The organism is Paenibacillus sp. J22R98 (assembly GCF_059383835.1).
Genome location: NZ_JBXENW010000010.1, coordinates 137,170 through 161,322, shown reverse-complemented (window position 1 = coordinate 161,322; position 24,153 = coordinate 137,170). Strand labels below are relative to the sequence as shown.

Genomic DNA, 24,153 nt, shown 5'->3' with positions numbered 1-24,153 from the left:
GTAATTTTGCTATTTTGCATAATATACAAACTAATCATGGTGACACAAAGACTGGGAGGAACTGGGCAAAATGCTTATTGGAGCGGTTGAAGCCGGCGGCACGAAGTTTGTTTGTGGGATCGGTAATGAGAAAGGCGAAATTCTGGATCGGGTGAGCTTCCCGACCGAGCAGCCGGAGAAGACGCTGGCGAACGTAATCGCGTATTTCCGCGAGAAAGAAGTAGAAGCCATTGGCATCGGCTCGTTCGGTCCGATTAACATTGATCCAGCTAGCCCGTTATACGGGTATGTGACGACTACACCAAAGCCGGGCTGGGGCAATTACCCGTTTCTGCCGGAGCTTCGCAACGTGTTCGATGTTCCATTTGGCTGGGATACCGATGTAAACGCAGCGGCGCTGGGGGAAGCAACTTGGGGTGCGGCTGCGGGACTGGACAGCTGCCTCTATTACACGATCGGAACCGGTGTCGGCGTCGGCGTATATGCGGAAGGCAAGCTTGTTCATGGTTTGGTTCATCCGGAAGGCGGACATGTGCTCACGCGTCGTCATCCTGAGGATACGTATGAAGGCTTCTGCCCGTATCACGGCGATTGCCTGGAAGGCATGGCCGCAGGCCCGGCACTTGAAGGCAGATGGAAAGTGAAAGGCAGCGAGCTTGGGGCTGATCATCCGGCATGGGCAATGGAGGCTTTCTACATCGGACAAGCCGTGTCGAGCGCGGTTCTGCTGATGTCGCCGAAGCGTATTATTCTAGGCGGCGGCGTGATGCATCAAGAGCATCTCTTCCCGATGATCCGCGAAGAGGTTCGCAAGAACCTGAACGGTTATGTCAGCGCGGAAGCGTTGCTTGGCGGCATCGACGAGTACATCGTGCCACCGGGTCTTGGCGACAACGCCGGCTTGAGCGGTGCATTGGCACTCGGTTTGCGTGCGCTAGGCGCGAAATAATGAACAAAAGCTGCTCCAGAAGTTGCCTAGGCGACTTTTGGAGCAGCTTTTTTGTGCGAGGCCTTCTCGTGCTACTCGGCTACTCGCTCAGCGAGCGCACATAGCGGAGCGCTGTGCCTGATAACTCTTCCCACTGATCCGCGTGGTCGGGCGGGACCTGGATCCAGCCCTTCATCGCTTTGCCGGGGGACGGTTCGAATGTCCCTGCGCCTTCTAGAGCTGCGGCGCCATTGTCCGAAGGCAGCTTGAAGACCATGTTGCCACGGTGGAACATGGCAAAGGCTTTCTTGTTGATTTTCAAACATTTTGCACCGAACATGCTGCCCTTCACGACTTCATCGCTCACGACCAGCTGATCGCCGATTTCATTGTACATTTGCTCATACTGCGACATATGCGTTCCTCCTACTCCTCGCGAACAAGCGGCTTCCCGCTGAAATTACGCACTTCAATCGTAAACTGCGACGGTGCCGTTATGCGGTAACGAAGCTCCCCGCCTTCGATGCGCCATTCCAGTTCAACAAGCCCCTCCGGTGTCGGCAGCTTCCCGCTGCACCATTGCAGCTCCGTGTCCGTGAAAGCGATCGACAGCTTATGCTGCGACAGATCGAGCGACTCGATGCCAAGCGCATCGCGGTATAGACTGCGCACAACATGGGAGGCAAAACCGTGGTTGCAGCTCGCAGTCGTCCGATTATGCTCCCAGAGCGTTCCGGTTTGCTCGGCCATGCGGCCGAAGAAAGCTTTGATTTCCTCCAGCAGCTGCGCGGACGCACCTAATTGCGACAACAGTTCCATGCGTAAATAGTAGCCGATAAACGCATTTGCAGAATGGATCTCGCTGATATCGGCGATTGTTGGCTCGTCCGCGCCGCGGCTCGGGCTGAAATCATGAACAAGGCTCGCGTACCACTCGCTCTGATCTTCAGCATCCGCAATCCCGAAGAATGCAGCGTAGTATTGGCACACTTCGGTGCGGTTGTCGGTCATTTCGATTTCGCCGTCCGCATTCTCAATCGCCTGATCCACGAAGAACTCCCCGTCGAACGAGAATTCTCGGATGATCTGCTTGAGTGCAGCGCCTTGCGCTAGATAGCCTTCGTTATTGTAGAGCCGTCCTGCTGCTTCCAGCGCCCCTGCGTAAAGCATGTTGGAAGGGAAATTAATGCCGCTAACAAAGCTGTTCGCCTTCGACCATTCGATAAACACCCAGCTCTCCAAATTCTCAAGCAGTCCAAATTCATTATGGAAGCCTTCAAAATAACGCAGCAGCGCATCCACTCGCGGCTGCAAGGAACGGATTAGCGTCTCATCCCCGCCGCGGAAACGGAATTCTTCCAGCTGGATAATGAACCACAGCGACCAGTTGGGGATGAACTCGCCGTTGCAATGATCCGCGGGATAACACATAGGCAGCATGCCCTCCGGCAGATGTGCGAAATGCTCCGGCAGCGCGAAGTTTTCGAGAAAATTATGTTCAATGATGGAGTGACCGGTCAAATCAGCTTCCACACGGGCCGTGAAGAAGCTGTCGCACAACCAGCCTGCCCGTTCGCGTGATGGGCAGTCCATGAAAATATCTACGGCATTCTGGCGGAACGACTCCCGCGCAGCTTCAAAGATCTTGCCTAGCGCCTCATCAGAGCTGCTGAACTCGGCACGATCCGTATCCGGATTTGCGTATTCTCGCAAGGAGCAGCCAGATAGGAGGCAGTCACCCTCCAGAACGATGATTTTCATATACTTCAGCGTATAGGGCTCTATCGATTCAAAGGTATAAGCACCAGGCTCGCAAGTCAGATGGATGACGTTAGAGCATTCCAGCCGAAGATGATCGACATCGCCATTTGAGAGAATCTCATCGAATGTAATCGCAATGCGCGAAGCGCGCGTACAAGAGAACTGCATGCCGATAAATCCGGATAAATTGCGGTCAAAAGCCAGTATCGACGTGTCATGTGTTCCAAACTCAATCGGCAACGGGCTGCCTTCATACGCAACTGCTGCCGTCTCACTCCGCCGGCTCGTCACGAGCTCTCCCAGCTCATCCGTAGGCAGCAGAGTAAGCTCGCTGATCTCGAAGCCTTTGAACAAGGGGCCAATTCCGGTTAATGCGCGGTCCCGCCAAGGGGCAGTTGCATCAGCACCTGTATCTGAGCGTCTTGCGACAGTACCGGAGGCAACGATTGCAGCCGGAGCTTTCACCGCGAAGTCCGGATAACTTACCCGCCGCGGCAGGAGCTGTTTCTCTTCAACCGCATCCCAAGCTGCAGGAGAAGCGGGAAACGAATCCACATTCGTACGCCATTCATGGACATGTGCATCCAATTGATAGGCTTCCATAAAAGCGCGCTGGAAGCTGTATCGCTGCACCTTCTGCACACGCTCCGGCAGCACGAACACGTCGAAGCCTCGCGCCGGATCTCCTGTTGCCGCCGTGACAACGCCATTAATCTCAACCTCTGCTTGGACAAAAGAAGGCTGATCAAGCGTATAGAAGCTGTTCACATTGTAGCCGGCCACTTCAACGGCGACGATGTTCAAGCCTTCCTGTACAACATTCGGGGAGAGCTCCCACTCATCCACGCGGTAATAGCCATGCGGTCCTGCCGCTGGACCATGTCCGCAGAAATGACCATTCACATAGACACGATAACGGGAGGAAGCCGTGACTCTAACAATTCGGCGTTCAGTTCCACGAGCAGTCCCTTGAAACTGAGCTCTGAAGCCGCCGGTACAATTCATTTCCTGCTCTAGCCCTTCCGGCCAAATGGGCCGTGCATATTGAAACATATGAAATCCTACCTCCCGGAATGGTTTATCTTCTGATTCGCGCCGCCACAGCTGGACCTAATAATGAGCTCCGAGGGGATGACGATATTCTGAGCACTGCGTTCTTTCTTGCGGGTGAGCATTTTATAGAGGAGTTTCGCGCCTTCCTTGCCGATCTCGTAGAGATCTGTTGTTACCGATGAAATGCCGTATTTCTCAGCAAGCTCCGAGTTTTCGAAGCTGATGAGCGCCAGATCATGCGGGATGGAGATGCCGTGCTCCTTTGCATACTCGCATACACCCACAGCTTGAACATCCCGCCCGGATACGATGGCAGTCGGCGGCTCCTTTAAGCTAAGAAAAGCAGCCGTAGCGCCGTAACCGCTTCGTTCATGATCGTCGCCGATATACAGATACTCCTCGCGGTACCGAATTCCCGCCTCTTCAAGTGCATCTCGGTAGCCTTCGAGCCGGTCCTCGCACACGAGAAATTCGAGCGGCCCAGGGCTGATGAAGGCGATTCGTGTATGCCCGAGCGCAAGCAGATGCTGTACATTGCGGTAGGCGATATCGTAATTATCGACGTCGACGGAGTTGACCTGGTTCTTCAGTCCGTTGCTGCCAATGATGACGATGGGAAAATGATGCTCGAGCAGCTCTTCAATGACAGAGGAATCGTGACTCGGCAAGCAGATCAGCACGCCGTCCATGGCTCGCTCGCGCATCAGCTTGATGAGCTTAGGCGTCTTGGCTTTATGGCCAAGGTTATCCCAGGAGATAAGCAGATTGTAATCCTTGTGATCCAGAATCTCGCCGATGCCTTGCAGCAGGTGGGGAAACACGCTGTTGCCTGAAAAGGAGAAGAAATGAGAAGCAGGATGAGGCGTAAATAAACAGATATTGTTCGTTTTGCGAGTAACAAGGCCGCGGGCAGCAGAGTTCGGCTGATAGTTCAGCCGTTTAATGACCTCGAAGATGCGCTCCTTCGTTTCGGGCGCGACAGGAGCGGTGCCGTTAAAGGCGAAAGAAACCGTGGAAATCGATACGCCGGCTTCGCGCGCAATATCTTTGATCGTGACGCTGCGGTCTGATTTTTTCATCGCTCGACCCTCTAAAAACGTTTTATAGGGGTAACGTAGCACACCGATTTAAGAGCGTCAATAAATGGAATTTGTTAACCTAGTTTACTCTAACGAATCTCAGAGGTCTTATCTCAACCAAATGAGCGAGTTTGAAAATCTAACGAATCCTACAAGCCTTATTTTGTGTCAAGATGCCCATTTTCGCTCCATTTTCCCGAAATAAGGCCCACACGATTCGTTAGAACTGAAAAGAGGCTATTTTCGGGCAAATAAGGCCTCTACGATTTGTTAGAGTGATCGGTCGGTTAGCTGCGCTGGATCCAATCCGAAGTCGGCTATTGGCTTTTGGCGTACTTCGGCGCGAGACGCTCAATTAAAACGTTTTACGCCTCGCAAGTGCGACATGATTTCATAATTGCCAGGGTATACTCTGTATTGCATACTGGTAAAGAGTACCTGGGGAGGGAGAGGATCCATTTGAACCGCATCGCTCAAACCGTTCCATATGGCTACGAGCCGCCTAAGGAGCAGCTGAAAGGGACTATGATTGTGTACGATTCTTTCCAGCGGATGTCAAACGAGAGACTTGCCTTTGCTGTGGATACGGCGGTGAAGCTTAGTTTTGCCAAGCTGGTGCTGTACCCGCTGCATGAAGAGACAATCAGACGGATGACGAAGGAAACCGTGCTGCCTTATTATAAAAGGCTGGATCGGCTGCATGACTGGAAGCGTGAGTTTGAAGCTGAGCATGAAGTCGGCGGTGCTGGTGGAAGCGGTCGGCTAACCATTATCATAGAGGGACTTGAGGGCAAGCGGAAGAAATATACGCCGATCGAGGCGGCGCTTCGCCATCTGGCAGAGTCTTACCCCTCTCCTTATTTCTTGTATGTCACGCCGGAGACGGCTAATCTGTTTGCCTCCTACTCTTCTTTCGAGGAGTGGATCGTCAAATTAAGACTGCTGCTGGCTTCTAAGCCATCCCAAGCACTGCATCCCAAGCTGGAGCAATACCGCCACCGCTGGGATATCGCAGGCGAATAAAATACAAACAAGCCCCGGCATTTGAATAAAGTGACCGCGGGCTTGTTTTGGCTTAGTCAGGGTTTGGTTGTGGGTGAGGCAGGAAGTAAGAGGAATGTGAAAATAAGGATGAGCACGAGGATTAGGCAGCTTTCGAAGGGGAAAGGGGCTTGTCCGTATGACTGCGATCTGCGATTGTGCGAAGCTCTTGAAGCAGGATGTTCAATTCGTTGCGCAGATCACTCAGTTCTTTGCTGCAGCGGGCTTGAAGCCTGATTAACTCTCGGTCTGACAGTTGATTCTGCTTCACTTGGTAGATCAGTTTGTTGGTCATGGTGTCGCTTTCGCTCAATCTTGTGGTATAGATGATGCTGGAATTCGAAGACGTGGACATGGGGCAGCTCCTTTGCGGCTTATTTGAACCCAGTATAGCAAGGAATGATTAGAGGAAGATGTGAGAATTGTAAAAGCTGTGTTAGATTTTGGTCCAATGTCCTGCAACTGGTTGCTTCGTTCACTCGTCAGAGGAAGAAGAGATAGAGAATAGGGCTTGTTGGGTAATTAACGAATATGAGGTGATGAGGATGATAAGAGGAACAAGATTTGCGATGCTTGTGCTCGCGATGGCGGTGCTGCTTGGGACATCCATACTTGTGCCGGGGTACAACGCTACTTCTGCAAAGGCGGCGGCTGCGCCTGAACCGGAGGCTTCTGCAGTCTGCAGAACCGATAATCACGGACTAAACTTAACGGCGATGGCCGACACGGACGCTCCGCATTTGCAGGCGATCCAGTTCTTAGGCGCGAACATCGGACGCGCGGCGGGGAACGGCTTCATGATCGGCACATCGGACGGCGGCTGCCACTGGCAAGCGATCTATAATACAGGTAAGCTTAGCTTCAGCCAGATCGAGTTTTTAACGAATTCGGTCGGCTATGTGCTGGCGAAGACGAGTGCAACGAAGCAGAATACGCTGCTGAAAACGACAAATGGCGGCAGCAGCTATACTTGGGTGCCGACAGGACAGTATGGTTTCGATCGGATTGATTTTCTGAATGAGAAAGTGGGCTATGGATTTACGCGCGCCTTCACCTTCAAGACGACCAATGGCGGCCAGACATGGACGAAGCTGACGACACCGCCGAATTCCCGTTTTGTGCATTTCATAACCGAGGATAAAGGCTGGGTCATTACGGTGCTGGCAGCCGGCGGTTATGAGGTGAAACGTACGACAGACGGCGGTGTCCACTGGACCGATTCTCTCAAGGTGAAAGCCAACGTCAACTATGGCGGAGCCATCTATGGAACGGACAGCTCGGATGTTTGGGTATTGCTCTACGGTGATTCCGGCATGTCGCAGACGTCCTACTCGCTGTACCATACTACGGATGCAGGCGCGCACTGGAAGCAAGTGATTTCGCGTCCGACTGCGGGAGGCGGACCGGCGCCTGGGCCGGTTGCCCCTGCGGGTACGCTTGTCGGACCCGCGGGAAGACCGACAGATATGGCGGTAATCGGGCGCCAAGCAGCATTCCTCATTGCCGGAAGCGGGGCGCTGGATAATCTACAGTTCGGCCGATCGCTTGATGATGGCAAGACATGGAGCAATTTGCCGATAACCGTGCCGGGGTATGAAGCGAAGCTTTCGTTCGTATCACCGACGACCGGCTATCTGGCGGTAACGAGCCTGTCGAAGTCCGGCGTCTATCGGACGGTTGATGGCGGGAAGACGTGGACGAAACGATTTTCACTGCCAGAGCCTCGGTAAATGATGGTATAATAGGGCTAAAAAAGGCGGTGAACGAGCGCGATGATTCACCACGAGGGCATTCATCATGTCAGCTTGATCGTCACGGATATCGAGCGAGCGAAGGCATTTTATCGGGATGTGATCGGCTTGCGGGAGATTCAGCGGCCGGCGTTTGATTTTGAAGGAGCTTGGTATGCTATTGGCAGCGGTGGCCAGCAGCTGCATCTGCTCGTGCATGAGGGCGAGACGAAGCGCGCCGGGGGCATTGATACGCGGGACGGACATTTCGCGATTCGCGTGGCCGACTTTGACGAAACGATCGATTGGCTGAACCGGTGCGATATTCCGCATCGCCACAACCGCAATAGCATCACGGGTTTCTCTCAGATCTTCTTGCTTGATCCCGATCATAATGTGATTGAGCTCAATGCCGCACGACAGGACTCCTGATTGCAAATAAAGGCCGACTCCGAACGCGTAACATGCCGTAACGTTACGCGGGGAGTCGGCCTTTTTCCGTTTATAGCGTCTCTATCCTTCCACCATAAGCAACTCCTGAATTTCCTCGGCGGTGAGGGCGGAGAGCGCTTCCTGACCAGGCTGGATCACCTCGTCAATGAGGTTCTTCTTGCGCTGCTGCAGCTCGTACATTTTGTCCTCGACTGTGCCTTCGGAGACGAGTCGGATGACTTGGACGACCTTCTTCTGCCCGATGCGATGCGCACGGTCAGCGGCCTGCTGCTCTACGGCAGGGTTCCACCAGAGGTCATAGAGAATGACGGTGTCCGCACCTGTGAGATTAAGTCCGGTGCCGCCGGCCTTAAGCGAGATGAGGAACAAGTCCCGCTCGCCGTCGTTGAACCTTGTGCTCAGCTCGGCACGCTCCGAAGATGGCGTGCTGCCATCCAAGTAGAAATGGGGGATTTCGCGCCGCTGCATTTCCAGCTTGATGATCTTGAGCATTTCCACGAACTGCGAGAATACGAGCAGCCGCTTGCCTGCTTCGCGACATTCGTCGATCAGCTCCAGCAGCTGCTCCAGCTTGGCTGAACTGCCCTCGTAGTCCTCGATGAAGAGAGCAGGATGGCAGCATAACTGGCGCAGTCTGGTGAGACCGGCCAAGATGCGGATCCGATTCTTATGCAGCGTATCCTTGTTCAGATGCTTCAGCGTTTCCTCGCGAAGCTTGGCGAGATAAGCCGCATACAGCTTCTTCTGCTCCGGCAGCAGCTTCGACACCTGCGTGGACTCGATCTTCTCCGGCAGCTCCTTCAGGACGTCGGTCTTCACGCGGCGCAGCAAGAACGGACGCGAGCGCTTGGCGACTACTTCGCGCGGTAGATCGCCGAAGGCGCGTCTTGCCGGGAAGAGCTCGGGACATACGGCATCGAAAATCGACCATAAATCCTCCAGTCGATTCTCCACCGGCGTCCCCGTTAGCGCAAAGCGATGCCGTGCTTGCAGTAATTTTACACTTTGGGCCGTCTGCGTCGTGTAATTCTTGAATGCTTGTGCTTCATCCAGAATCAAGGTGTGAAAGGACATGCCTGCGTAAGCTTCGATGTCGCGTCGCAGCAACGGATAGGATGTAATCAAGACGTCAAGCGTAGAACTCTTACGCAGAATAGCATCTCGTTCTTGTTTCGTGCCATCAACAATGGCCACCCGAAGATCCGGCGCGAATTTACGCAGTTCGTTACGCCAGTTGTAGGTGATGGAAGCGGGAGCGACGATCAGTGCAGGCAGGCGTTCTTCCCGAATATCGGGCAGGAACGATTGCAGGAAAGCGATAGCCTGCACGGTCTTGCCCAGCCCCATATCATCTGCGAGAATTCCGCCGAAGCCATACTGCGCAAGCGTCCGCATCCACTGATAGCCATAGGTCTGATAGTCCCGCAGCACGCCCGACATTCCTTCCGGAAGCTCGAAATCTAAATTATCGGGATTCCGCAGGTTCTCCAGCAATTGCCGGAGGGGCTTATCGATCTTGACCGAGCTGCCTTGTCTTGGCGTATCCATCAGATGCAAACCGCGGAAGAGCGGGATGGAAATGCCGGAATCGCGCAGATCCTTCAGCGTAAAACGAGCCTCATTGATCATGCGGATGATTTCCTGCATGGCCTCCGTCTCAAGCGGCATTAGAGCGCCGGTTGCCAAGCGGTGATATTTCCGCTTCTCCTCAATGGATTTCAGCAGCCTGCGAATTTCAGCTTCGGGTATTCCTTCGATATCGAATTTGAAATCGAGCCAGTTCGTCCGCTCGTTGAACTGCACCTTCACAATCGGCGGCACGCTTCCCGTGTGAATGCGCGTGCGGACAGCCGAAGTGGCATGCACCGTAAGCAGCTTCTCCAGCTGCGGCACGACATGATAGAGGAAGTGATACTCGCTGTCCTCGTCGCCCAAGAAATAGCCGGCTTCCGTCTTAGCGAAGGATGCCTCCTCCATAAGCGTGAGGATTTGGCGTTCCTGCTCGCCATCGCGTACGAGAATGGGGCCGTTCGTGCGGACCTCGCTCTCCGATTCCAGCGGATTGATGATCAAGTCACCGTAGTGAAATTCCAGCGCTGCCAGCAGTCTGTCCCGGATACGGTCGAGGAACAGCTTGGCTTTGAGCGGCCGGTGCGTGATGCGGCGCGATACGTCTTCCGCGATATGGACAGTGCCCAGCTTCAGGAGTTCCGGCACGACGCGCTCCATGAAGGGCTCGATTTGTTCCGGCAAAATCGGGATATAAGGCAAGGAGGACCGCTCCTGCAGCTGCTGCAGCTCTGCCAGTCGTCGGCATGCGGCATGCGGCAGCTGGATCAGCCTGCCGTCGGCGAGAACAAGCCCATAGGCTTCAATGACGACCAACTGGTCCAAGCCTTGTGCATGGATGTGATAGCTGCCTCGATCGCGATTTGGAGCACCGCTTTCATTAAGCTGCTCGAGATCGAATGTAAGTGGTGGAAGCCGCTCCTCAGATATAGCGATGGATGGATAAACGGTATTGCCTTGCTCAAGCATCGTCGAAGGCGCGCCGATCAATGTCGCGAGAAGAGATTTCCAAGCGCCCGGCGGGATTGGCAGCATGCGCTGGCCGCTGAGCGGAGCTGCATGTATGGCATAGACGCTCGACGTTTCTTGGTATAAACGCTCCTGCTGCAGCACCGCAATCAGCTGACGGAGCACCTCGAAGTCTTCCGGCAGGAAGCTGTGCAGCTGCGGATCATAGACGAACGATTTGGATAACGCAAACGGTTCTCCGAGTTCAATGTGACGGAGAAACTCGCGAACTTGCTGTACAATAATAGGCCGCTTCGTTCCGACCTTCAGCTCGATGCCAAACAGCAGCTTGCCGCCGCCGTAAGTAAACGGCTTGCAGACGAAGGTTACGGCGAGCGGTTCGCGGGAATCGAACCGTGTTTGGGCGCTGCGAATCGACTTTCTCGCGCTATGCGGCGCGAACATCGAGAGCAGCTCGCGGGCCAGCTCGCCATCGGACTCGGCCTTTCCGGCAAGGGCGGCGGAACCAGTGGCGGAGCTGCTGCCGTCTTGCCCGCCCGGAGCACGGCCGCTCTGCTGCGCATCGTATAAGAGCAATAAGACGGCTGCGACATGGGAACAATATTTGTCGTAGGAAGATAAGGACGGACAGGTGCATCTGGCGGCAACATCGCCGTCGTCATCGAAACGGATGCCCACCTCGAACGTTTCCTGCAGCTTGACTGTCGCCTCGCATCGCGCGGCGTCCGGATCGTAATAGGTAACCGCTACTTTCCGGCTGCGGAAAGCGGATTCCCCTTTCTTATAAGAAAGCTGCCCGCACATGGATAAGATGGCGGACTGCGTCAGATGGTAACTCATGTGCGGAATTCCTTTCCTTTGTGCCCTATAGGGAAACGTCTGCTAATGAAGCTCTATCAGCATCATAACCGTTTTGATCACGGCCGCACCAGTTTATTGCAATAAAAAGAGCTGAATCCCGGATGCTTGCTGTCGGCCGGATCTCAGCTCTTCTTTGTTTTACGATTCGTCTTGCAGTTGTTCCAGCGCCCATTCCGCCCAGTTCAGATCAGACTGGATGGAGAACCGTCCTCGCTGCATCAGCAGCCGCATGCCCCGTGAAGGAGGGGGTTCTTTAGCGGCATAGATTTCGATTTTGCGATCCAGCCAGTGCAGCCTGTCACGGCAGTAGTTGACGCGCAGCTCAAGCTGACGCTTACTATCAGCCAGATTGCCTTGATCCATGGCGAATATTTTGAGCGTCAGCTCATCACGCGTCACCGGTTCGTTCGCAGGCACAGACAGCCAAGCGCGAAGCGCGTCCCGGCCTGTATCGGTTATCGAGTACACTTTCTTATCCGGCTTGTCCGTTTGGGTGACGAGCACGTGCCGAACGTAGCCGTCGCTCTCCATTTGCGAGAGGAGCGGATAAATTTGGCTGTGCTTGGCCGGCCAGCAGGACTGGATTTTCAGCATCAGATCATAACCTGAATCAGGTGAAAAAGAGAGAAAACTAAGAAGTCCATACGCAAGGGTGTTCATAGCTGGGTCCCTTTCCATAAGTCAGTTTTGACATATTACTGGTAGTGGTATATGATTGTCATTGGTTTTGATTATATGTAAATACCGACATATGTGCAACTAGCGCCGGGAGAGGTGCCAGTTCGGGATGATGCTCTGGTATTGAGGGGGAAAACAAGTTGACTGAACAGGAGCAGCAGGACAAAGTAAAGTTTTGGCCGATCATGACGGCGATCTTTGTCGGCTCTTTTTTGTGTGTTTTGGCATCGAGTACGATTAATATTGCGCTGCCGATTTTGCAGGACCATTTTCATACCACACTAGGCTCCATTCAATGGACGCTGACCGGCTTTATGCTGGCGATGGGGACATTAGCCCCGATCGTCGGTTATTTGGGAGAAAAATTCAGCTATAAGCGGCTTTATTTATTCGCGCTTATCGGCTTCGTTGTTGCATCTGTTCTGTGCGCCGCATCATGGGATGAATACTCGCTTATCGCTTTCCGCGTGATGCAAGGCGCATTCAGCGGTTTGATTTTGCCTGCTTCGATGGCGATCATCTATCAAGTGGTGCCGCGCGAGAAGCAAGCTATGGCGATTGCGCTATGGTCGCTTGCCGCAATGATGGCTCCGGCAATTGGGCCTACTTTCAGCGGCTGGCTGCTTGAAAACTTCGCATGGCAATGGCTGTTCTTGATCAACATTCCAATTGGTTTGATCTCGATCGTGCTGGTGTTTGCGTTTATTCCTTACTATCGTCTGAGCGTGCCGAAGCGCTTCGATGGCATCGGATTTATTACTGTCATCGTTAGCAGCTCGTCCTTGCTGCTTGCGCTTGGTCAAGGCCACAACTGGGGCTGGGATTCGGCGCGCATCATTACGCTTCTCGTCGTCGGTTCCATCATGCTGGTCTTGTTCATTTGGCGGGAGCTCACGACCGATACTCCGCTGCTTGATCTGCAAGTATTCAAGTACGGACGTTACACGCTTAACTTGATTATTACGATCGTGCTGACGATCAGCTTGTACTCCGGTACGTTCCTGACGCCGATCTTCTTGCAGCGCATCCAGCATGTATCTGCTATGGATACTGGGTTGATCTTGCTTCCGGCTTCCTTGGCGATGGCTCTTATTATGCCCGTTGTCGGCAAATTGTATGGTAAAATCGGACCTCGCTGGTTGATGGCGATGGGGATTCCGCTGCTTGCGCTCGGTACGCTGACGCTTAGCTGGCTGAGCATCGACGTATCTCACTCCTACATCCTCTGGTGGATGACGGTTCGTAACCTTGGAATCGCGATGGTTATGATGCCTGCCAGCAACGCGGCGATGGAGCAAATTCCACGTCATCTGGTTGGCCATGCATCTTCGATCTCCAACTGGACGCGTAACGTATTCGGGTCCTTCGCGATTGCGATCTTCACCACCTTGCTTGCGTCGCGTTCCGTTGCTCACGGTACAGATCTAGCGATGGCCGGCGATAAGAACGAGCTGCATATCGCGAACATGGCGTTCACGATGAGCGTCAACGACGTGTATCTGTTGGCGACATTAATTGCTGCTGTTGCGTTCCCGCTTGCCCTGTTCGTTGGCAAGGCGAAGCAGCAGAAGGTTGCTGCAGTGGAAGAACTGCAATCGGCGTAATGTATTGAATAGGAGCCTCTCCGTTGTCTGAATAGACGACGGGGAGGCTTTTTTGCGTGTGTGAATTGTAAATTGTGGGGACGTTTGGTGCGGCAGTTGTGCTGGCGTTCGAGGCTGGAGATTCTGCAGATGCTCGCTGTTGCTGAGGCGGTAAGTGGTAGGCTTTCGATGCGGCAGATGTGGTAGTGTTCAGTGCTGGAGATTGTGTAGACATTCGCTGCTGCAGATCCGGTAGGCGCTCGCCGCCTAACGAACCACAGAGGTCTTATTTGGCCCGAAATCGGGGTTTCTAAATTCTAACGAACCCAGGAGGTCTTATTTGGCGAAAATGAGCCCGAATAGACCCGGAATCCACTTAATAAGGCCCTGTGGGTTCGTTAGAATTATTTGGCCGCCATTTGAGCGCGAATAAGACCTCCACGGTTCGTTAGAACAAAATGCGTGTAGTTGCAGGTGGCGCGGATGTCACTTTTCACAGGCTAAAATATGGTATGGTGGATGGAGTGAATCCAATCAACTACGACTGGCAAGAATTTCAAGTCGAACCCACCACAGAAAGGGACGAATACGATGCGTTTTGCCCAGATGGATGAACGTTATCTGCCGCGGGTGCTGGAGATTTACAACCATTATGTGGAGCATACGACGGTCTCTTTTCACACGGCAGCTCTGACGCTGGATGAAATCCGGCCTAATGTGATACCTACTAATCCGTTGTACAGCACGTATGTGTGCGAAGAGGACGGCGTGATTATCGGCTACGGGCTGCTCACACAGCACAAGAATAAGCAGGCCTATAATACGACGGCAGAGGTCACGATCTATTTGGCCCCGGAGCATCTCGGTAAGCGGATTGGCGCGGAGATGGTTGCTTTTCTGGAGACGAAAGCGCGGGCGAAGGCGTTTCATGTGCTAGTTGCGACGGTCTGCACGGAGAATGAGCGGAGCATTCGCCTGTTTGAGCGTCTTGGGTACGAGCGGGCAGCGTTGTTCAAGGAAGTGGGCCATAAGTTTGGCAGATGGCTCGACATTGCCAGCTATCAGAAGTTTCTGAATTAAGCAGCAGCACACCAACACCAGCGCCTCCATAAAATCCAAACGAAGGAAGGATACAAGCCTATGAATAACCTAACCAAATTTCGAATCGCCAGACAAGCACATGAGCTGTTCGAAGCTTTCGTAGACCCAGCGAAAATCGGCAACTTCTGGTTCTCATCCAGCTCGGAGCGATGGGAGAAAGGCAAGACGGTAACGCTGATCTACAAAGAATACGATGCCGAAGTGGGCATTACTCTGCTCGAGGTCGAGGCGGATAAGAGAATCGTTTTTCAATGGGGTGGCGAGGGCAATATAGTCACGATCACCTTGGAAGAGCAGCCTGACGAGAGCACGATTATTGCCATTAACGAAGAGGGATTTCAAGAGAATGATCCTGAGCTGCTCAGCAAAATCGTGGACAACAAAGAAGGCTGGGTGTATGTGCTTTCGTGCTTGAAAGGGTACTTGGAGTTCGGCGTGACGCAGCTCCGTGCAGGCATTGTCAGATAAATGCGCTATGCAAAGGCAGTTCGGTGGGGACAGAAGCAAGCTGCCCCCCGAACTGCCTTTTTCGATGCGGTCACCGATACCGCAGCCGAAACTCCTTCGGACGAGCCCCCGTGTGCTTACTGAAGCAGCGGACGAAATAGGGAAAGGTTTGAAAGCCGGTTTCTTCGGCGATTTTGCCGATGGGCTCACCGCTATGAATGAGCAGCTGCTTCGCCTGTTCGATCCGGTAGCGGGCGAGGTAGTCTTGCGGCGTACAGCCGAAAGCCTTCTTCATGCAGAGCGCGATGTAGTTGGCGTGAAAATGCAGCTGATCCGATAGCTCCTTGTAGCTGAGCTGTTCCCTGTAGTTGCGCCGCAAGAAAGCGGCCGCCTCATCCGCCAGCGCAAGCTGCGGGTCCTTGGCAGCGGCGGCACTGCTGCCCTCCGCTTGCAGATGGAGCAGCAGCTCCAGCAGCAGCGTTTGTTGGCGAAAGCGGGCTGCAGCGTGGAAGTCGGCATGGAGCTGCAAGAGCTGCTGCAGCCGTTCAAAGATACCTTCCCTTGCATGGAGTTCGCCGAATTTCGGGACGTGAAACACGAAAGTCTCGATATGGGTATGCGGATCGGAGGCCGGCAGGAATACATGCGGTTCGCGTTCGGATGCCACACTCCAGCTGCCCAGCGTCTGAAAATGGAGCCAGTAGAAATGCGTCTCCTCACGGCAGGGGATCACGCTCTTATGTGCACGGTCAGGACGCAGAATCGCAAACTGATTAGCGCCAACGGTGAGTGCAGCGCCATCCTCCTCCAGATAGAGAGTGCCTCGTGTGACCGCGAGCAAGTCGAAGACCCCGATGCTTGCGCGGTCCGGGTGCTTGCCGCCTGCTGCATACGTATCCTCACCCGAAGTGATGTAATGCGGCATGGGTGGAGAAGTAAATCGGAACATTGGGAAGTGGCCCCTTCCGGAGAAGTTTGCTTATATCATAAGTGTTTACAAGGATTTGTGCTATAGGAACGAAATCGACTCCATGTTGTGATTGGATAAAAAGGGGTTGTCATCGGCTATCGGCCGCAGATGTGTAACCGTGCTATATTCGCTTCATAGCTATCCTACTAAGAAGATCCGAAGGAGACGACTCGTATGGAGACGACGACGACTAAACTGATCGCCACCGCATTTCAAGCTTTGCCGTTAGGAGCAATTAAGCCTGCAGGCTGGCTCCGCAATCAATTGCGTATTCAGGCCGATGGATTAACCGGGCATTTGGAAGAGCATTGGAACGATGTTGGGCCGGATAACGGCTGGATCGGCGGTCAAGGCGAGAGCTGGGAGCGCGGGCCTTATTATCTGGACGGACTGCTGCCGCTCGCGTATTTGCTCGAGGATGAGAAGCTGATTGCCAAAGCGCAGCGCTGGGTGGAATGGTCGCTCGCAAGCCAAGGGGAGGATGGCAACTTCGGCCCGCGAGGCACGATTCAATCGGTCAATACCGATATCGATAAGAAGCATGACTGGTGGCATTACATGATCATGCTGAAGGTGATGACGCAGTATGCGGAAGTGACGGGGGACGAGCGTATTGCACCGTTCTTGACCCGATACTTCCGTTATGTCCACAGTCATATCGCGGCTAACCCGCTTGAGGGATGGGCGAAGGCCCGTGGAGCTGAGATGGTGCTGTGCGTGCAGTGGCTGTATAAAGTGACTGGAGAGGCATTCCTGCTGGATCTCGCAGCTATTGTGGCCGAGCAGACGCTCGATTGGACGGATGTTTTCCATGACTTCCCGTACTGGCGCAAAGTAGAGGAGTGGGATTGGAGTACACATGTCGTCAATGTGGCGATGGGCATCAAAACACCGGCCATTCGTTATGAGCTAAGCGGCTTGGAAGTTGAGCTTGCGGCGGTTCATCGCGGCATCGATAGCCTGATGACCTATCATGGTCAAGCGCATGGCATGTTCTCCGGTGACGAGTGGCTGTCCGGTACGAGCCCAAGTCAAGGCGTCGAGCTGTGCGCCGTGGTCGAATATATGTATTCGATGGAGCACTTGACCCGCGTATTTGGCGAAGGACGGTTCGGCGATATTTTGGAAAAGGTGGCGTTCAACGCGCTCCCTGCCGCAATCTCCAAAGACTGGACGTCGCATCAATACGATCAGCAGGTGAATCAAATCGTATGCAACGTAGCCCCGCGGGCTTGGAGCAACGGTCCTGATGCGAACTTGTTTGGCCTGGAGCCGCATTTCGGCTGCTGCACGTCGAATATGCATCAAGGCTGGCCGAAGTTTACGTCCCACCTGTGGATGGCTGACGGGAACGGCGGTTTGGCGGCTGTGTCGTATGCGCCTAGCGTTATAAGCACGAAGGTTGGAAGTGGATCGACGACGGCGGCGACGATTACGGTGAGCGGCGAGTATCCGTTCCGCGACATGGTTAACATAGCCGTGGCACTGGATCGTCCCAGTGAAGCCTTCGCCATTTCGCTGCGGATTCCGGCCTGGTGCGACTCGCCAAGCTTGTCGGTTAACGGGGCTAACGTTTCGCTTCATGTCGTTAATGGCTATGCGAAGGTGGAGCGCGAATGGAAGAACGGGGAAGTGCTGGCCCTGCAATTGCCGATGGTTGTGACGACGACTTCCCGCAATTTGTACGCCATCAGCGTTGAACGCGGACCGCTCGTTTATGCGCTCCCGATTCAAGAGAACTGGCAGCTGCTGACGAAGCGGGCGAAGTTTCACGATTGGGAGGTTTACCCGGGCTCGCCTTGGAAATACGGCCTGATGGCAGACAACGACTACGCGGTCAGCGAGCATGAAGTGCCGTATCAGCCGTTCGATGCGGAACAAGCGCCTGTTCGCCTGCAAGCAACCGGACAGCTGGTGCGCGAGTGGAAAATGGAAGGCAACAACGCGGGAACGCCGCCGATCTATCCGAAGACCGAAGGCCAGGAGCTCGCACAATTGACGCTTGTCCCTTATGGCAGCGCGCGACTGCGGATCGGTGAATTTCCTCTGATAGGGGAACGCGAGAATGCGTGGAAGAAGCGGGTTTAATCTTGTAAAAAGCGGCTGAACAGGGGGCACCACTAACCCGGTTCAGCCGCTTTTGTTGTCATCATCTAATGCGGACAAGCGCATGCTGCAGCACGTTGTTACCGGTCTGCGGCGTGAGCGGCTCTTGGCTGAGGCCGGACACGTTGAGGATGACGTTGCGATTCGCTGTACTGCGGCTGATGCGCACCTCGTACTTAAATTGGACGCTCGATACGTCCGCGTATACGAAATTCGACGTGCCCGGAGCAAGGGATACGAAGCATTTGGTCGTATTGCACGGCGTTAGCGTGAGTGCGACCGGCAGGCCGCTTGACCAGTCGAATACTTGGACGGTCATTCGCAAGGCGTTCGCGTAGCCGAGGTTGACGAGGTCAACGAGCGCGAAGTTGGTACCGGGATTCCGGCGCAGGATCCCCGTCGAGAAGACGGCTCTACTATAACTGCTGCTGCTGCGGGTACTGCCCTTACTGCTAATACGGCTGCTTTTGACGACTATACTGCTTTTTCTCATCATCGACAATCTCTAATCCCCTACTCTCTCATTCATATCGCTGCTAGTCGGTATACTCCTGTTAATAGATGCCGAGAGCGGCGAATTGGTACGGGTATCTGCCTCGAACGATAAGAAAGTATGCGTTTCACCTCGCGTGCATGAAATCAATGGAAACGTCCACAATATAAGGGGCTAACCAAACCGGCTTCACAGGAGGAGAAGAATAACAATGCGGATGAGACAACAATTGCTAAGCCTGACGCTCGTTTGCGTGCTGCTTGGGCTGTGGGTGACCCCAATAAGTGCCTCAGCTGCAAGGCAGGACCATCACGCCCATCAATTACGGTATACCCAATCGATGGTGAATTTGAACAAAGCGCTTCGAGGGCTGTGGGCGGACCATGTTTACTGGACAAGAACCTACATCGTGAGTGCGACCGAGGGGCTTGCGGACCGCGACAAGGTATTGGAGCGATTGCTTCGTAATCAACAAGATCTCGGAAACGCGATAAAGCCGTACTATGGCGAGAAAGCGGGCAATAAGCTGGCCGAGCTGCTGAGGGAGCATATTCTGCTTGCCGGTCAATTGGTTGAAGCGGCGAAGGCCGGCAATCAAGCGGATTTCGAGAAGATCAATAAAGCATGGTATCGCAATGCCGATGTGATTGCTAAATTTCTAAGCGATGCTAACCCTAATTGGACGTACAAAGAGTTAAAGAGCATGATGGAACGTCACTTACAGCTCGTAACGGCGTCAGCGACTGCCAGGCTGAAGAAGGATTGGAATGCGGATGTGCTTGCCTTCGATGAGGGAATTGCTCACATGATGATGTTCGCAGATATCCTCTCACAAGGGATCATTGCCCAGTTTCCAGATAAGTTCAAATAACGAACTTGATCGCAGCCAAGAGGCCGCCGTTTCGTACGGCGGTCTTTTTCATGCTTCCGAGCAGGGTTCAGCAAGAATCGTCAAGAATATAGGATGGAGTCACGTTACAATGAGTGTAGCAAAGGAAGAGGAGGTCATGCATTCGAATGAAGGAGGATTACCTGCTGCAAATTCAAAAGACGATCGATTACGTAGAAGCACATGTGGAGGAGGAGTTATCGTTATCGCGACTGGCGCAGGTCGCGAGGCTGTCCGACTTCCATTTCCACCGGGTCTTTCTGTCCATGGCGGGAGAAACCGTAATGGAATACGTGCGTAAGCGTCGTCTGGCGTTATCGGTTTGGCAGGTGGCCTATTCGGATACAAGGCTGCTCGACATTGCGCTTAACTACGGCTTTCAGAATCATGAAACCTTTACCCGCGCCTTCAAGCGCATGTTCGAAGTGACGCCGGCGGACTACCGCAAACAAGGGATCAAGCCTCCGGCCTATTCGAAGCTCAATGTGCTGCAGCGCAAATACAATCCTTATTTGGGAGGCATTCGCATGGATTATCGGATTGAAACCAAACCCGCGTACAAGGTCATCGGCTACGAGCTTACAACATCTACGAACGATGGCGAGAATCATCGTCAGATTCCGGCCTACTGGCAGGAGTATTTAAAGAATGGCTGGTCCGGCCGCATTCCGAACCGCGTTCATAAGGAGAGTCCGATCGAGCTCGGCATCTGCCACAGCTTCGACATGGCGACCGGAAGCTTCAAGTACCTGATTGGCATGGAAGCAGAGCACTTCGACAATGTGCCGGAGGATCTCGTTTGCCGCGAGTTCGGTGCTTCTGATTATGCGGTGTTTACGACTCCGAAGGTGCCGACCGAGCAGTTCTCTAACTCGATCCAGAGCACATGGGGCGCGATCTTCAGCGAGTGGTTCCCGCATTCCGGTTATGAGCATTCCGGGGCTGCGGAGTTCGAGCTGTATGACTATCGCTGCCACCCGGACAAAGAGCAGGTGGAGATGGACATTTATGTCCCGGTGAAACGCAAAGAAGCGTAAGTTTCCAATCTATAGATCTGCTAAGAAAAGGCGCAGCCGACATTCGGCTGCGCCTTTTCTTATGGCTGCCGGCAAGCGAATTTTGCGCGATAAGGGATGCAAGTTTCGCCTACTTCTCCTTTTTCAACTCAGAAGGGCCTTGAGAAAATAGTGTAGTGCCTTGCCCGGGGTGGAAAAAGGTGTACTGCCCGAAAAAATCCCGTTGAGCACGGGAAGTCCCGCGTTTATCCTAAGTCTACAAGATAGAGGTAAGGAGCGAGCAGGTTGAGCTATTTTTCAATAGAAGGAAATGCGTTTGTGGTGGACGGCAAGCCCGTCCGTCTTCTGTCCGGCGCTATGCATTATTTCCGCATTGTACCCCAGTACTGGGAAGACCGATTAATGAAGTTGAAAGCTTGCGGACTAAACACGGTGGAGACGTACATCCCGTGGAATGTGCATGAGCCGTATGAAGGGCAGTTCTGTTTCGATGGAATAGCCGATGTGTGCGCTTATATCGAGCTTGCGGGCAGCCTCGGCTTGCATGTCATTGTTCGTCCGAGTCCCTATATATGTGCAGAATGGGAATTTGGCGGACTGCCTGCTTGGCTGCTGTCCGATTCCGATATGCAGCTGAGATGCAGCTATCCGGCTTATCTGAACAAGGTGGATGCCTATTATGATGCGCTCATCCCTCGGTTGAAGCCGCTGCTTTGCACGAACGGCGGACCGATTATCGCGGTGCAGATCGAGAATGAATATGGCAGCTATGGCAATGACGCCAAGTATCTGGACTATTTGCGGCAGGCGCTTCTTAAACGCGGTATCGATGTGCCGCTGTTCACCTCCGATGGGCCGACGGATGCGCTGCTGCAGGGCGGATCGGTTCCGGGTGTGCTGTCGACGGTCAATTTCGGCTCCAATCCGACTTCTTCTTTCGACAAGCTGAAGGACTATCAGCCGGATTCGCCGCTCATGTGCATGGAGTATTGGAATGGGTGGTTCGACCATTGGGGCAAACCCCATCATACGCGCGATGCTGCGGATGCGGCGGCGGTGTTGGATGAAATGCTGGCTGCCGGCGCTTCCGTCAACTTCTACATGTTCCATGGCGGTACGAATTTCGGTTTCTATAATGGCGCGAACTGCCAGGAGCCTAATCTCTACGAGCCGACGATCACGAGCTATGACTACGATTCCCCTCTGGATGAGACAGGAGTACCGACGGCTAAGTATTATGCGGTGCGTGAAGTCATTGCCCGATATGAAGAACTCGGCCCACTGGAGCTTCCGCCCGCCATCGCTCGCCGGGCCTATGGGCAAGTCGAACTCACGGAGCAAGCAGATATGTGGGAGCAATTGGACGTGCTGTCGGCGCCGGTTCAATCCGTTACACCGGTTCCGATGGAGAAGGTTGGACAGAATTATGGTTTTATTTTGTATTCGACGCACATCTCGGGACCGCGGCCTTCAGAGCAGCTTCATCTGCAAGAAGTACGTGACCGGGCATTAGTCTTTGTCGATGGCGCGTTTAAAGGCGTGATCGAGCGGGCGCAAACGCCGCAATCGCTTGCGATCGAAGTGCCTGCCGGAGGCGCGAGGCTCGATATTCTCGTTGAAAATATGGGCAGGATCAACTACGGTCCTTACCTGAAGGACCGCAAAGGAATCACGGAAGGGGTTCGACTGGGGTTCCAATTTCTCTTCGATTGGACCATTCGGCCGCTTCCGCTGGAAGACCTGACGAAGCTTTCTTTTGACGCCAACGGCAGCTCGAAGGCGGATGGACCGAGGTTCTATAAAGGAACGCTCCATGTTTCGAACGCCAATGCAGATACGTTCTTGGATATGCAGGGCTGGACGAAAGGCGTCGTCTTCCTGAATGGCTGCAACGTAGGGCGCTACTGGAGCAAGGGTCCGCAGCAAACGCTGTATGTGCCTGCGCCTCTGCTTCGCGAAGGCAGCAATGAAATCATCGTATTCGAGCTGCATGGGGCTTCGCAGACATCGGCCGTTATGTTCATGGATACGCCGAGATTAAATCACCAGCTACAGCAAGCTGAGTAATAACAAGGAATTAAAAATACGCACAAGAAGGTGAATCGGCGTGACTACTCCAATCAAAATGCCGCAATCGATCCAGGATATCCTAGCCCTGGCGGACACAGAGCTAGCTAATCATCCAAAGCTGCTTCATATGTTCAAGCAATGTTTTCCGAACACCTTGGAAACGACCACACGCCTGCTGGATGACGGGACATCCTTCGTGTTTACCGGCGACATCCCGGCGATGTGGCTGCGGGATTCCAGTGCGCAGGTCAGACCCTATATTCAGCTGGCATCGGGAGATCCGGAGCTGGGCCGCATCATTGAAGGGCTGTTGAAGCGCCAATTCCAGTGCATCCTGCTCGATCCGTACGCAAATGCCTTTAACGAAGAGGCCAATGACAATCGGTACGAGAACGACATCACGGAATTGCCTGCACCGAGCCCATGGGTTTGGGAGCGCAAATATGAGATCGATTCGCTCTGTTATCCGCTTCAGATCAGCTATTTGTACTGGAAACAGACGGGCAGCACAGCTGCTTTCGACGATACGTTCAGGCAGGCGGCGGCACGCATTCTGCAGCTATGGCGCGTGGAGCAGAAGCATGTGGAAGAGTCGCCGTACCGCTTCACTCGCGTATCCGGGCCGCCGAGCGATACGATCCACAACAACGGAATGGGTGCGCCGGTCAGTTACACCGGCATGACCTGGTCCGGCTTCCGGCCAAGCGATGATGCTTGCGCCTATGGATATCTGGTTCCGGCTAACATGTTCGCAAGCGTGGTGCTCGGCTACTTGGCCGAGATTGCAAGCGAAGTGCTGGACGACGCGTCTATGCAGAGCGAAGCGCTAGCGCTGCAGGAAGAGATCGACGTTGGCATTCACGATTTCGGTATCTACAAGCACCCGGTTTACGGCGATATATTCGCTTATGAAACCGATGGGCAGGGCAATTACACGTTGATGGACGACGCGAATGTGCCAAGCCTGCTGTCCATTCCTTATCTGGGCTATGCACCTAAGGAAGATCCGATTTACCTGAATACGCGCCGATTCATTCTGAGCAAGGACAATCCTTACTATTACGAAGGCAGCTGCGCGAAGGGAATCGGAAGCCCGCATACGCCGCCGCGTTATATCTGGCATATCAGCTTGGTTATGCAAGCACTCACCTCGACCGACGATCAGGAAATCGCGGAGCTGGTGAAGCTGCTGATTGCTACCGATGGAGACACAGGCTTCATGCACGAGGGCTTCAGCGTGGATGATCCGACTCAGTTTACAAGATCGTGGTTTGCTTGGGCAAACACCTTGTTCGGTGAGCTGATTCTGAAGCTGATCCAAGAGAAGAAGCTTGAAGCTATGCTCGCCTAAGCGAA

The 24,153-nt window shown here is 53.8% G+C and carries 20 protein-coding genes; 12 read left to right on the top strand and 8 right to left on the bottom strand.

Going from position 1 to position 24,153, the window contains the following annotated elements; genetic code table 11:
* Positions 1-70 precede the first annotated feature (70 nt).
* Positions 71-949 (top strand): ROK family protein, encoded by an 879-nt coding sequence (locus AC50Y3_RS24685; protein ID WP_494821382.1) that lies wholly within the window; start codon positions 71-73, stop codon positions 947-949.
* Between the two features lie 79 nt (positions 950-1,028).
* Here AC50Y3_RS24685 and AC50Y3_RS24680 read toward each other — a convergent pair whose 3' ends face one another.
* Genes AC50Y3_RS24680 through AC50Y3_RS24670 form a run of 3 tightly spaced genes read right to left on the bottom strand, consistent with a single transcriptional unit; the run spans position 1,029 to position 4,821 of the window.
* Positions 1,029-1,343 (bottom strand): hypothetical protein, encoded by a 315-nt coding sequence (locus AC50Y3_RS24680; RefSeq protein WP_494821381.1) that lies wholly within the window; start codon positions 1,341-1,343, stop codon positions 1,029-1,031.
* Between the two features lie 11 nt (positions 1,344-1,354).
* Entirely contained in the window at positions 1,355-3,742 is a 2,388-nt protein-coding gene (locus tag AC50Y3_RS24675; protein WP_494821380.1) for an alpha-L-rhamnosidase-related protein, read from the bottom strand.
* Positions 3,743-3,750: 8 nt separating this feature from the next.
* On the bottom strand, positions 3,751-4,821 hold the full coding sequence (locus tag AC50Y3_RS24670; protein WP_494821379.1) for a LacI family DNA-binding transcriptional regulator: 1,071 nt from the start codon (positions 4,819-4,821) through the stop codon (positions 3,751-3,753).
* A 459-nt stretch (positions 4,822-5,280) separates the two neighbouring features.
* Between AC50Y3_RS24670 and AC50Y3_RS24665 the strand changes: the two genes are divergently transcribed.
* Positions 5,281-5,844, top strand: coding sequence for a hypothetical protein (locus AC50Y3_RS24665; RefSeq protein ID WP_494821378.1), 564 nt, complete (start codon positions 5,281-5,283; stop codon positions 5,842-5,844).
* Between the two features lie 121 nt (positions 5,845-5,965).
* Here AC50Y3_RS24665 and AC50Y3_RS24660 read toward each other — a convergent pair whose 3' ends face one another.
* Complete coding sequence (locus AC50Y3_RS24660) at positions 5,966-6,217, bottom strand: hypothetical protein (RefSeq protein ID WP_494821377.1); 252 nt, start codon at positions 6,215-6,217, stop codon at positions 5,966-5,968.
* Between the two features lie 190 nt (positions 6,218-6,407).
* Here AC50Y3_RS24660 and AC50Y3_RS24655 point away from each other — a divergent pair, with 190 nt between their 5' ends.
* Together AC50Y3_RS24655 and AC50Y3_RS24650 are read left to right on the top strand one after the other, a co-directional pair.
* On the top strand, positions 6,408-7,592 hold the full coding sequence (locus AC50Y3_RS24655) for a WD40/YVTN/BNR-like repeat-containing protein (RefSeq protein WP_494821376.1): 1,185 nt from the start codon (positions 6,408-6,410) through the stop codon (positions 7,590-7,592).
* Between the two features lie 42 nt (positions 7,593-7,634).
* Entirely contained in the window at positions 7,635-8,024 is a 390-nt protein-coding gene (locus AC50Y3_RS24650) for a VOC family protein (protein ID WP_494821375.1), read from the top strand.
* Positions 8,025-8,105: 81 nt separating this feature from the next.
* Here the strand turns inward: AC50Y3_RS24650 and AC50Y3_RS24645 are convergent, their stop codons facing one another.
* Together AC50Y3_RS24645 and AC50Y3_RS24640 are read right to left on the bottom strand one after the other, a co-directional pair.
* Positions 8,106-11,423 (bottom strand): DEAD/DEAH box helicase, encoded by a 3,318-nt coding sequence (locus tag AC50Y3_RS24645; RefSeq protein WP_494821374.1) that lies wholly within the window; start codon positions 11,421-11,423, stop codon positions 8,106-8,108.
* Between the two features lie 159 nt (positions 11,424-11,582).
* Complete coding sequence (locus AC50Y3_RS24640; protein ID WP_494821373.1) at positions 11,583-12,104, bottom strand: PadR family transcriptional regulator; 522 nt, start codon at positions 12,102-12,104, stop codon at positions 11,583-11,585.
* 158 nt (positions 12,105-12,262) lie between these two features.
* Between AC50Y3_RS24640 and AC50Y3_RS24635 the strand changes: the two genes are divergently transcribed.
* From AC50Y3_RS24635 to AC50Y3_RS24625, 3 genes are all read left to right on the top strand, one after another.
* Positions 12,263-13,726 carry a DHA2 family efflux MFS transporter permease subunit gene (locus AC50Y3_RS24635; RefSeq protein WP_494821372.1) on the top strand — a complete coding sequence of 488 codons (1,464 nt, stop codon included), beginning with the start codon at positions 12,263-12,265 and terminating at the stop codon, positions 13,724-13,726.
* A gap of 570 nt (positions 13,727-14,296) precedes the next feature.
* On the top strand, positions 14,297-14,785 hold the full coding sequence (locus AC50Y3_RS24630; protein WP_494821371.1) for a GNAT family N-acetyltransferase: 489 nt from the start codon (positions 14,297-14,299) through the stop codon (positions 14,783-14,785).
* Positions 14,786-14,845: 60 nt separating this feature from the next.
* Positions 14,846-15,274, top strand: a complete 429-nt coding sequence (locus AC50Y3_RS24625; RefSeq protein ID WP_494821370.1) for an SRPBCC family protein — start codon at positions 14,846-14,848, stop codon at positions 15,272-15,274.
* Between the two features lie 70 nt (positions 15,275-15,344).
* On the opposite strand, the gene AC50Y3_RS24620 is transcribed toward AC50Y3_RS24625, so the two are convergent.
* The gene (locus AC50Y3_RS24620; RefSeq protein WP_494821369.1) at positions 15,345-16,202 is read right to left on the bottom strand and encodes a helix-turn-helix transcriptional regulator; all 858 of its coding nucleotides are present in this window, start codon (positions 16,200-16,202) and stop codon (positions 15,345-15,347) included.
* Positions 16,203-16,397: 195 nt separating this feature from the next.
* Between AC50Y3_RS24620 and AC50Y3_RS24615 the strand changes: the two genes are divergently transcribed.
* The gene (locus AC50Y3_RS24615; protein WP_494821368.1) at positions 16,398-18,311 is read left to right on the top strand and encodes a beta-L-arabinofuranosidase domain-containing protein; all 1,914 of its coding nucleotides are present in this window, start codon (positions 16,398-16,400) and stop codon (positions 18,309-18,311) included.
* Positions 18,312-18,372: 61 nt separating this feature from the next.
* Here AC50Y3_RS24615 and AC50Y3_RS24610 read toward each other — a convergent pair whose 3' ends face one another.
* Complete coding sequence (locus tag AC50Y3_RS24610; protein ID WP_494821367.1) at positions 18,373-18,825, bottom strand: hypothetical protein; 453 nt, start codon at positions 18,823-18,825, stop codon at positions 18,373-18,375.
* A gap of 208 nt (positions 18,826-19,033) precedes the next feature.
* Here AC50Y3_RS24610 and AC50Y3_RS24605 point away from each other — a divergent pair, with 208 nt between their 5' ends.
* From AC50Y3_RS24605 to AC50Y3_RS24590, 4 genes are all read left to right on the top strand, one after another.
* The gene (locus AC50Y3_RS24605) at positions 19,034-19,693 is read left to right on the top strand and encodes a glycosyltransferase (RefSeq protein ID WP_494821366.1); all 660 of its coding nucleotides are present in this window, start codon (positions 19,034-19,036) and stop codon (positions 19,691-19,693) included.
* Positions 19,694-19,839: 146 nt separating this feature from the next.
* Entirely contained in the window at positions 19,840-20,748 is a 909-nt protein-coding gene (locus AC50Y3_RS24600) for an AraC family transcriptional regulator (protein ID WP_494821365.1), read from the top strand.
* Between the two features lie 264 nt (positions 20,749-21,012).
* A complete protein-coding gene (locus AC50Y3_RS24595; RefSeq protein ID WP_494821364.1) occupies positions 21,013-22,794 on the top strand; it encodes a glycoside hydrolase family 35 protein in 1,782 nt (593 codons plus the stop codon).
* Positions 22,795-22,852: 58 nt separating this feature from the next.
* Complete coding sequence (locus AC50Y3_RS24590; RefSeq protein WP_494821495.1) at positions 22,853-24,148, top strand: glycoside hydrolase family 125 protein; 1,296 nt, start codon at positions 22,853-22,855, stop codon at positions 24,146-24,148.
* The last annotated feature ends 5 nt before the right edge of the window (positions 24,149-24,153 follow it).

Bases quoted from the DNA above. Each gene is read 5' to 3' on its own strand.
- AC50Y3_RS24605 (WP_494821366.1), top strand. From the start codon at position 19,034: ATGCGGATGAGACAACAATTGCTAAGCCTGACGCTCGTTTGCGTGCTG.
- AC50Y3_RS24655 (WP_494821376.1), top strand. From the start codon at position 6,408: ATGATAAGAGGAACAAGATTTGCGATGCTTGTGCTCGCGATGGCGGTG.
- AC50Y3_RS24660 (WP_494821377.1), bottom strand. From the start codon at position 6,217: ATGTCCACGTCTTCGAATTCCAGCATCATCTATACCACAAGATTGAGC.
- AC50Y3_RS24620 (WP_494821369.1), bottom strand. From the start codon at position 16,202: ATGTTCCGATTTACTTCTCCACCCATGCCGCATTACATCACTTCGGGT.
- AC50Y3_RS24670 (WP_494821379.1), bottom strand. From the start codon at position 4,821: ATGAAAAAATCAGACCGCAGCGTCACGATCAAAGATATTGCGCGCGAA.
- AC50Y3_RS24590 (WP_494821495.1), top strand. From the start codon at position 22,853: ATGCCGCAATCGATCCAGGATATCCTAGCCCTGGCGGACACAGAGCTA.
- AC50Y3_RS24615 (WP_494821368.1), top strand. From the start codon at position 16,398: ATGGAGACGACGACGACTAAACTGATCGCCACCGCATTTCAAGCTTTG.
- AC50Y3_RS24685 (WP_494821382.1), top strand. From the start codon at position 71: ATGCTTATTGGAGCGGTTGAAGCCGGCGGCACGAAGTTTGTTTGTGGG.
- AC50Y3_RS24630 (WP_494821371.1), top strand. From the start codon at position 14,297: ATGCGTTTTGCCCAGATGGATGAACGTTATCTGCCGCGGGTGCTGGAG.
- AC50Y3_RS24680 (WP_494821381.1), bottom strand. From the start codon at position 1,343: ATGTCGCAGTATGAGCAAATGTACAATGAAATCGGCGATCAGCTGGTC.
- AC50Y3_RS24640 (WP_494821373.1), bottom strand. From the start codon at position 12,104: ATGAACACCCTTGCGTATGGACTTCTTAGTTTTCTCTCTTTTTCACCT.
- AC50Y3_RS24625 (WP_494821370.1), top strand. From the start codon at position 14,846: ATGAATAACCTAACCAAATTTCGAATCGCCAGACAAGCACATGAGCTG.
- AC50Y3_RS24610 (WP_494821367.1), bottom strand. From the start codon at position 18,825: ATGATGAGAAAAAGCAGTATAGTCGTCAAAAGCAGCCGTATTAGCAGT.
- AC50Y3_RS24600 (WP_494821365.1), top strand. From the start codon at position 19,840: ATGAAGGAGGATTACCTGCTGCAAATTCAAAAGACGATCGATTACGTA.
- AC50Y3_RS24645 (WP_494821374.1), bottom strand. From the start codon at position 11,423: ATGAGTTACCATCTGACGCAGTCCGCCATCTTATCCATGTGCGGGCAG.
- AC50Y3_RS24650 (WP_494821375.1), top strand. From the start codon at position 7,635: ATGATTCACCACGAGGGCATTCATCATGTCAGCTTGATCGTCACGGAT.
- AC50Y3_RS24675 (WP_494821380.1), bottom strand. From the start codon at position 3,742: ATGTTTCAATATGCACGGCCCATTTGGCCGGAAGGGCTAGAGCAGGAA.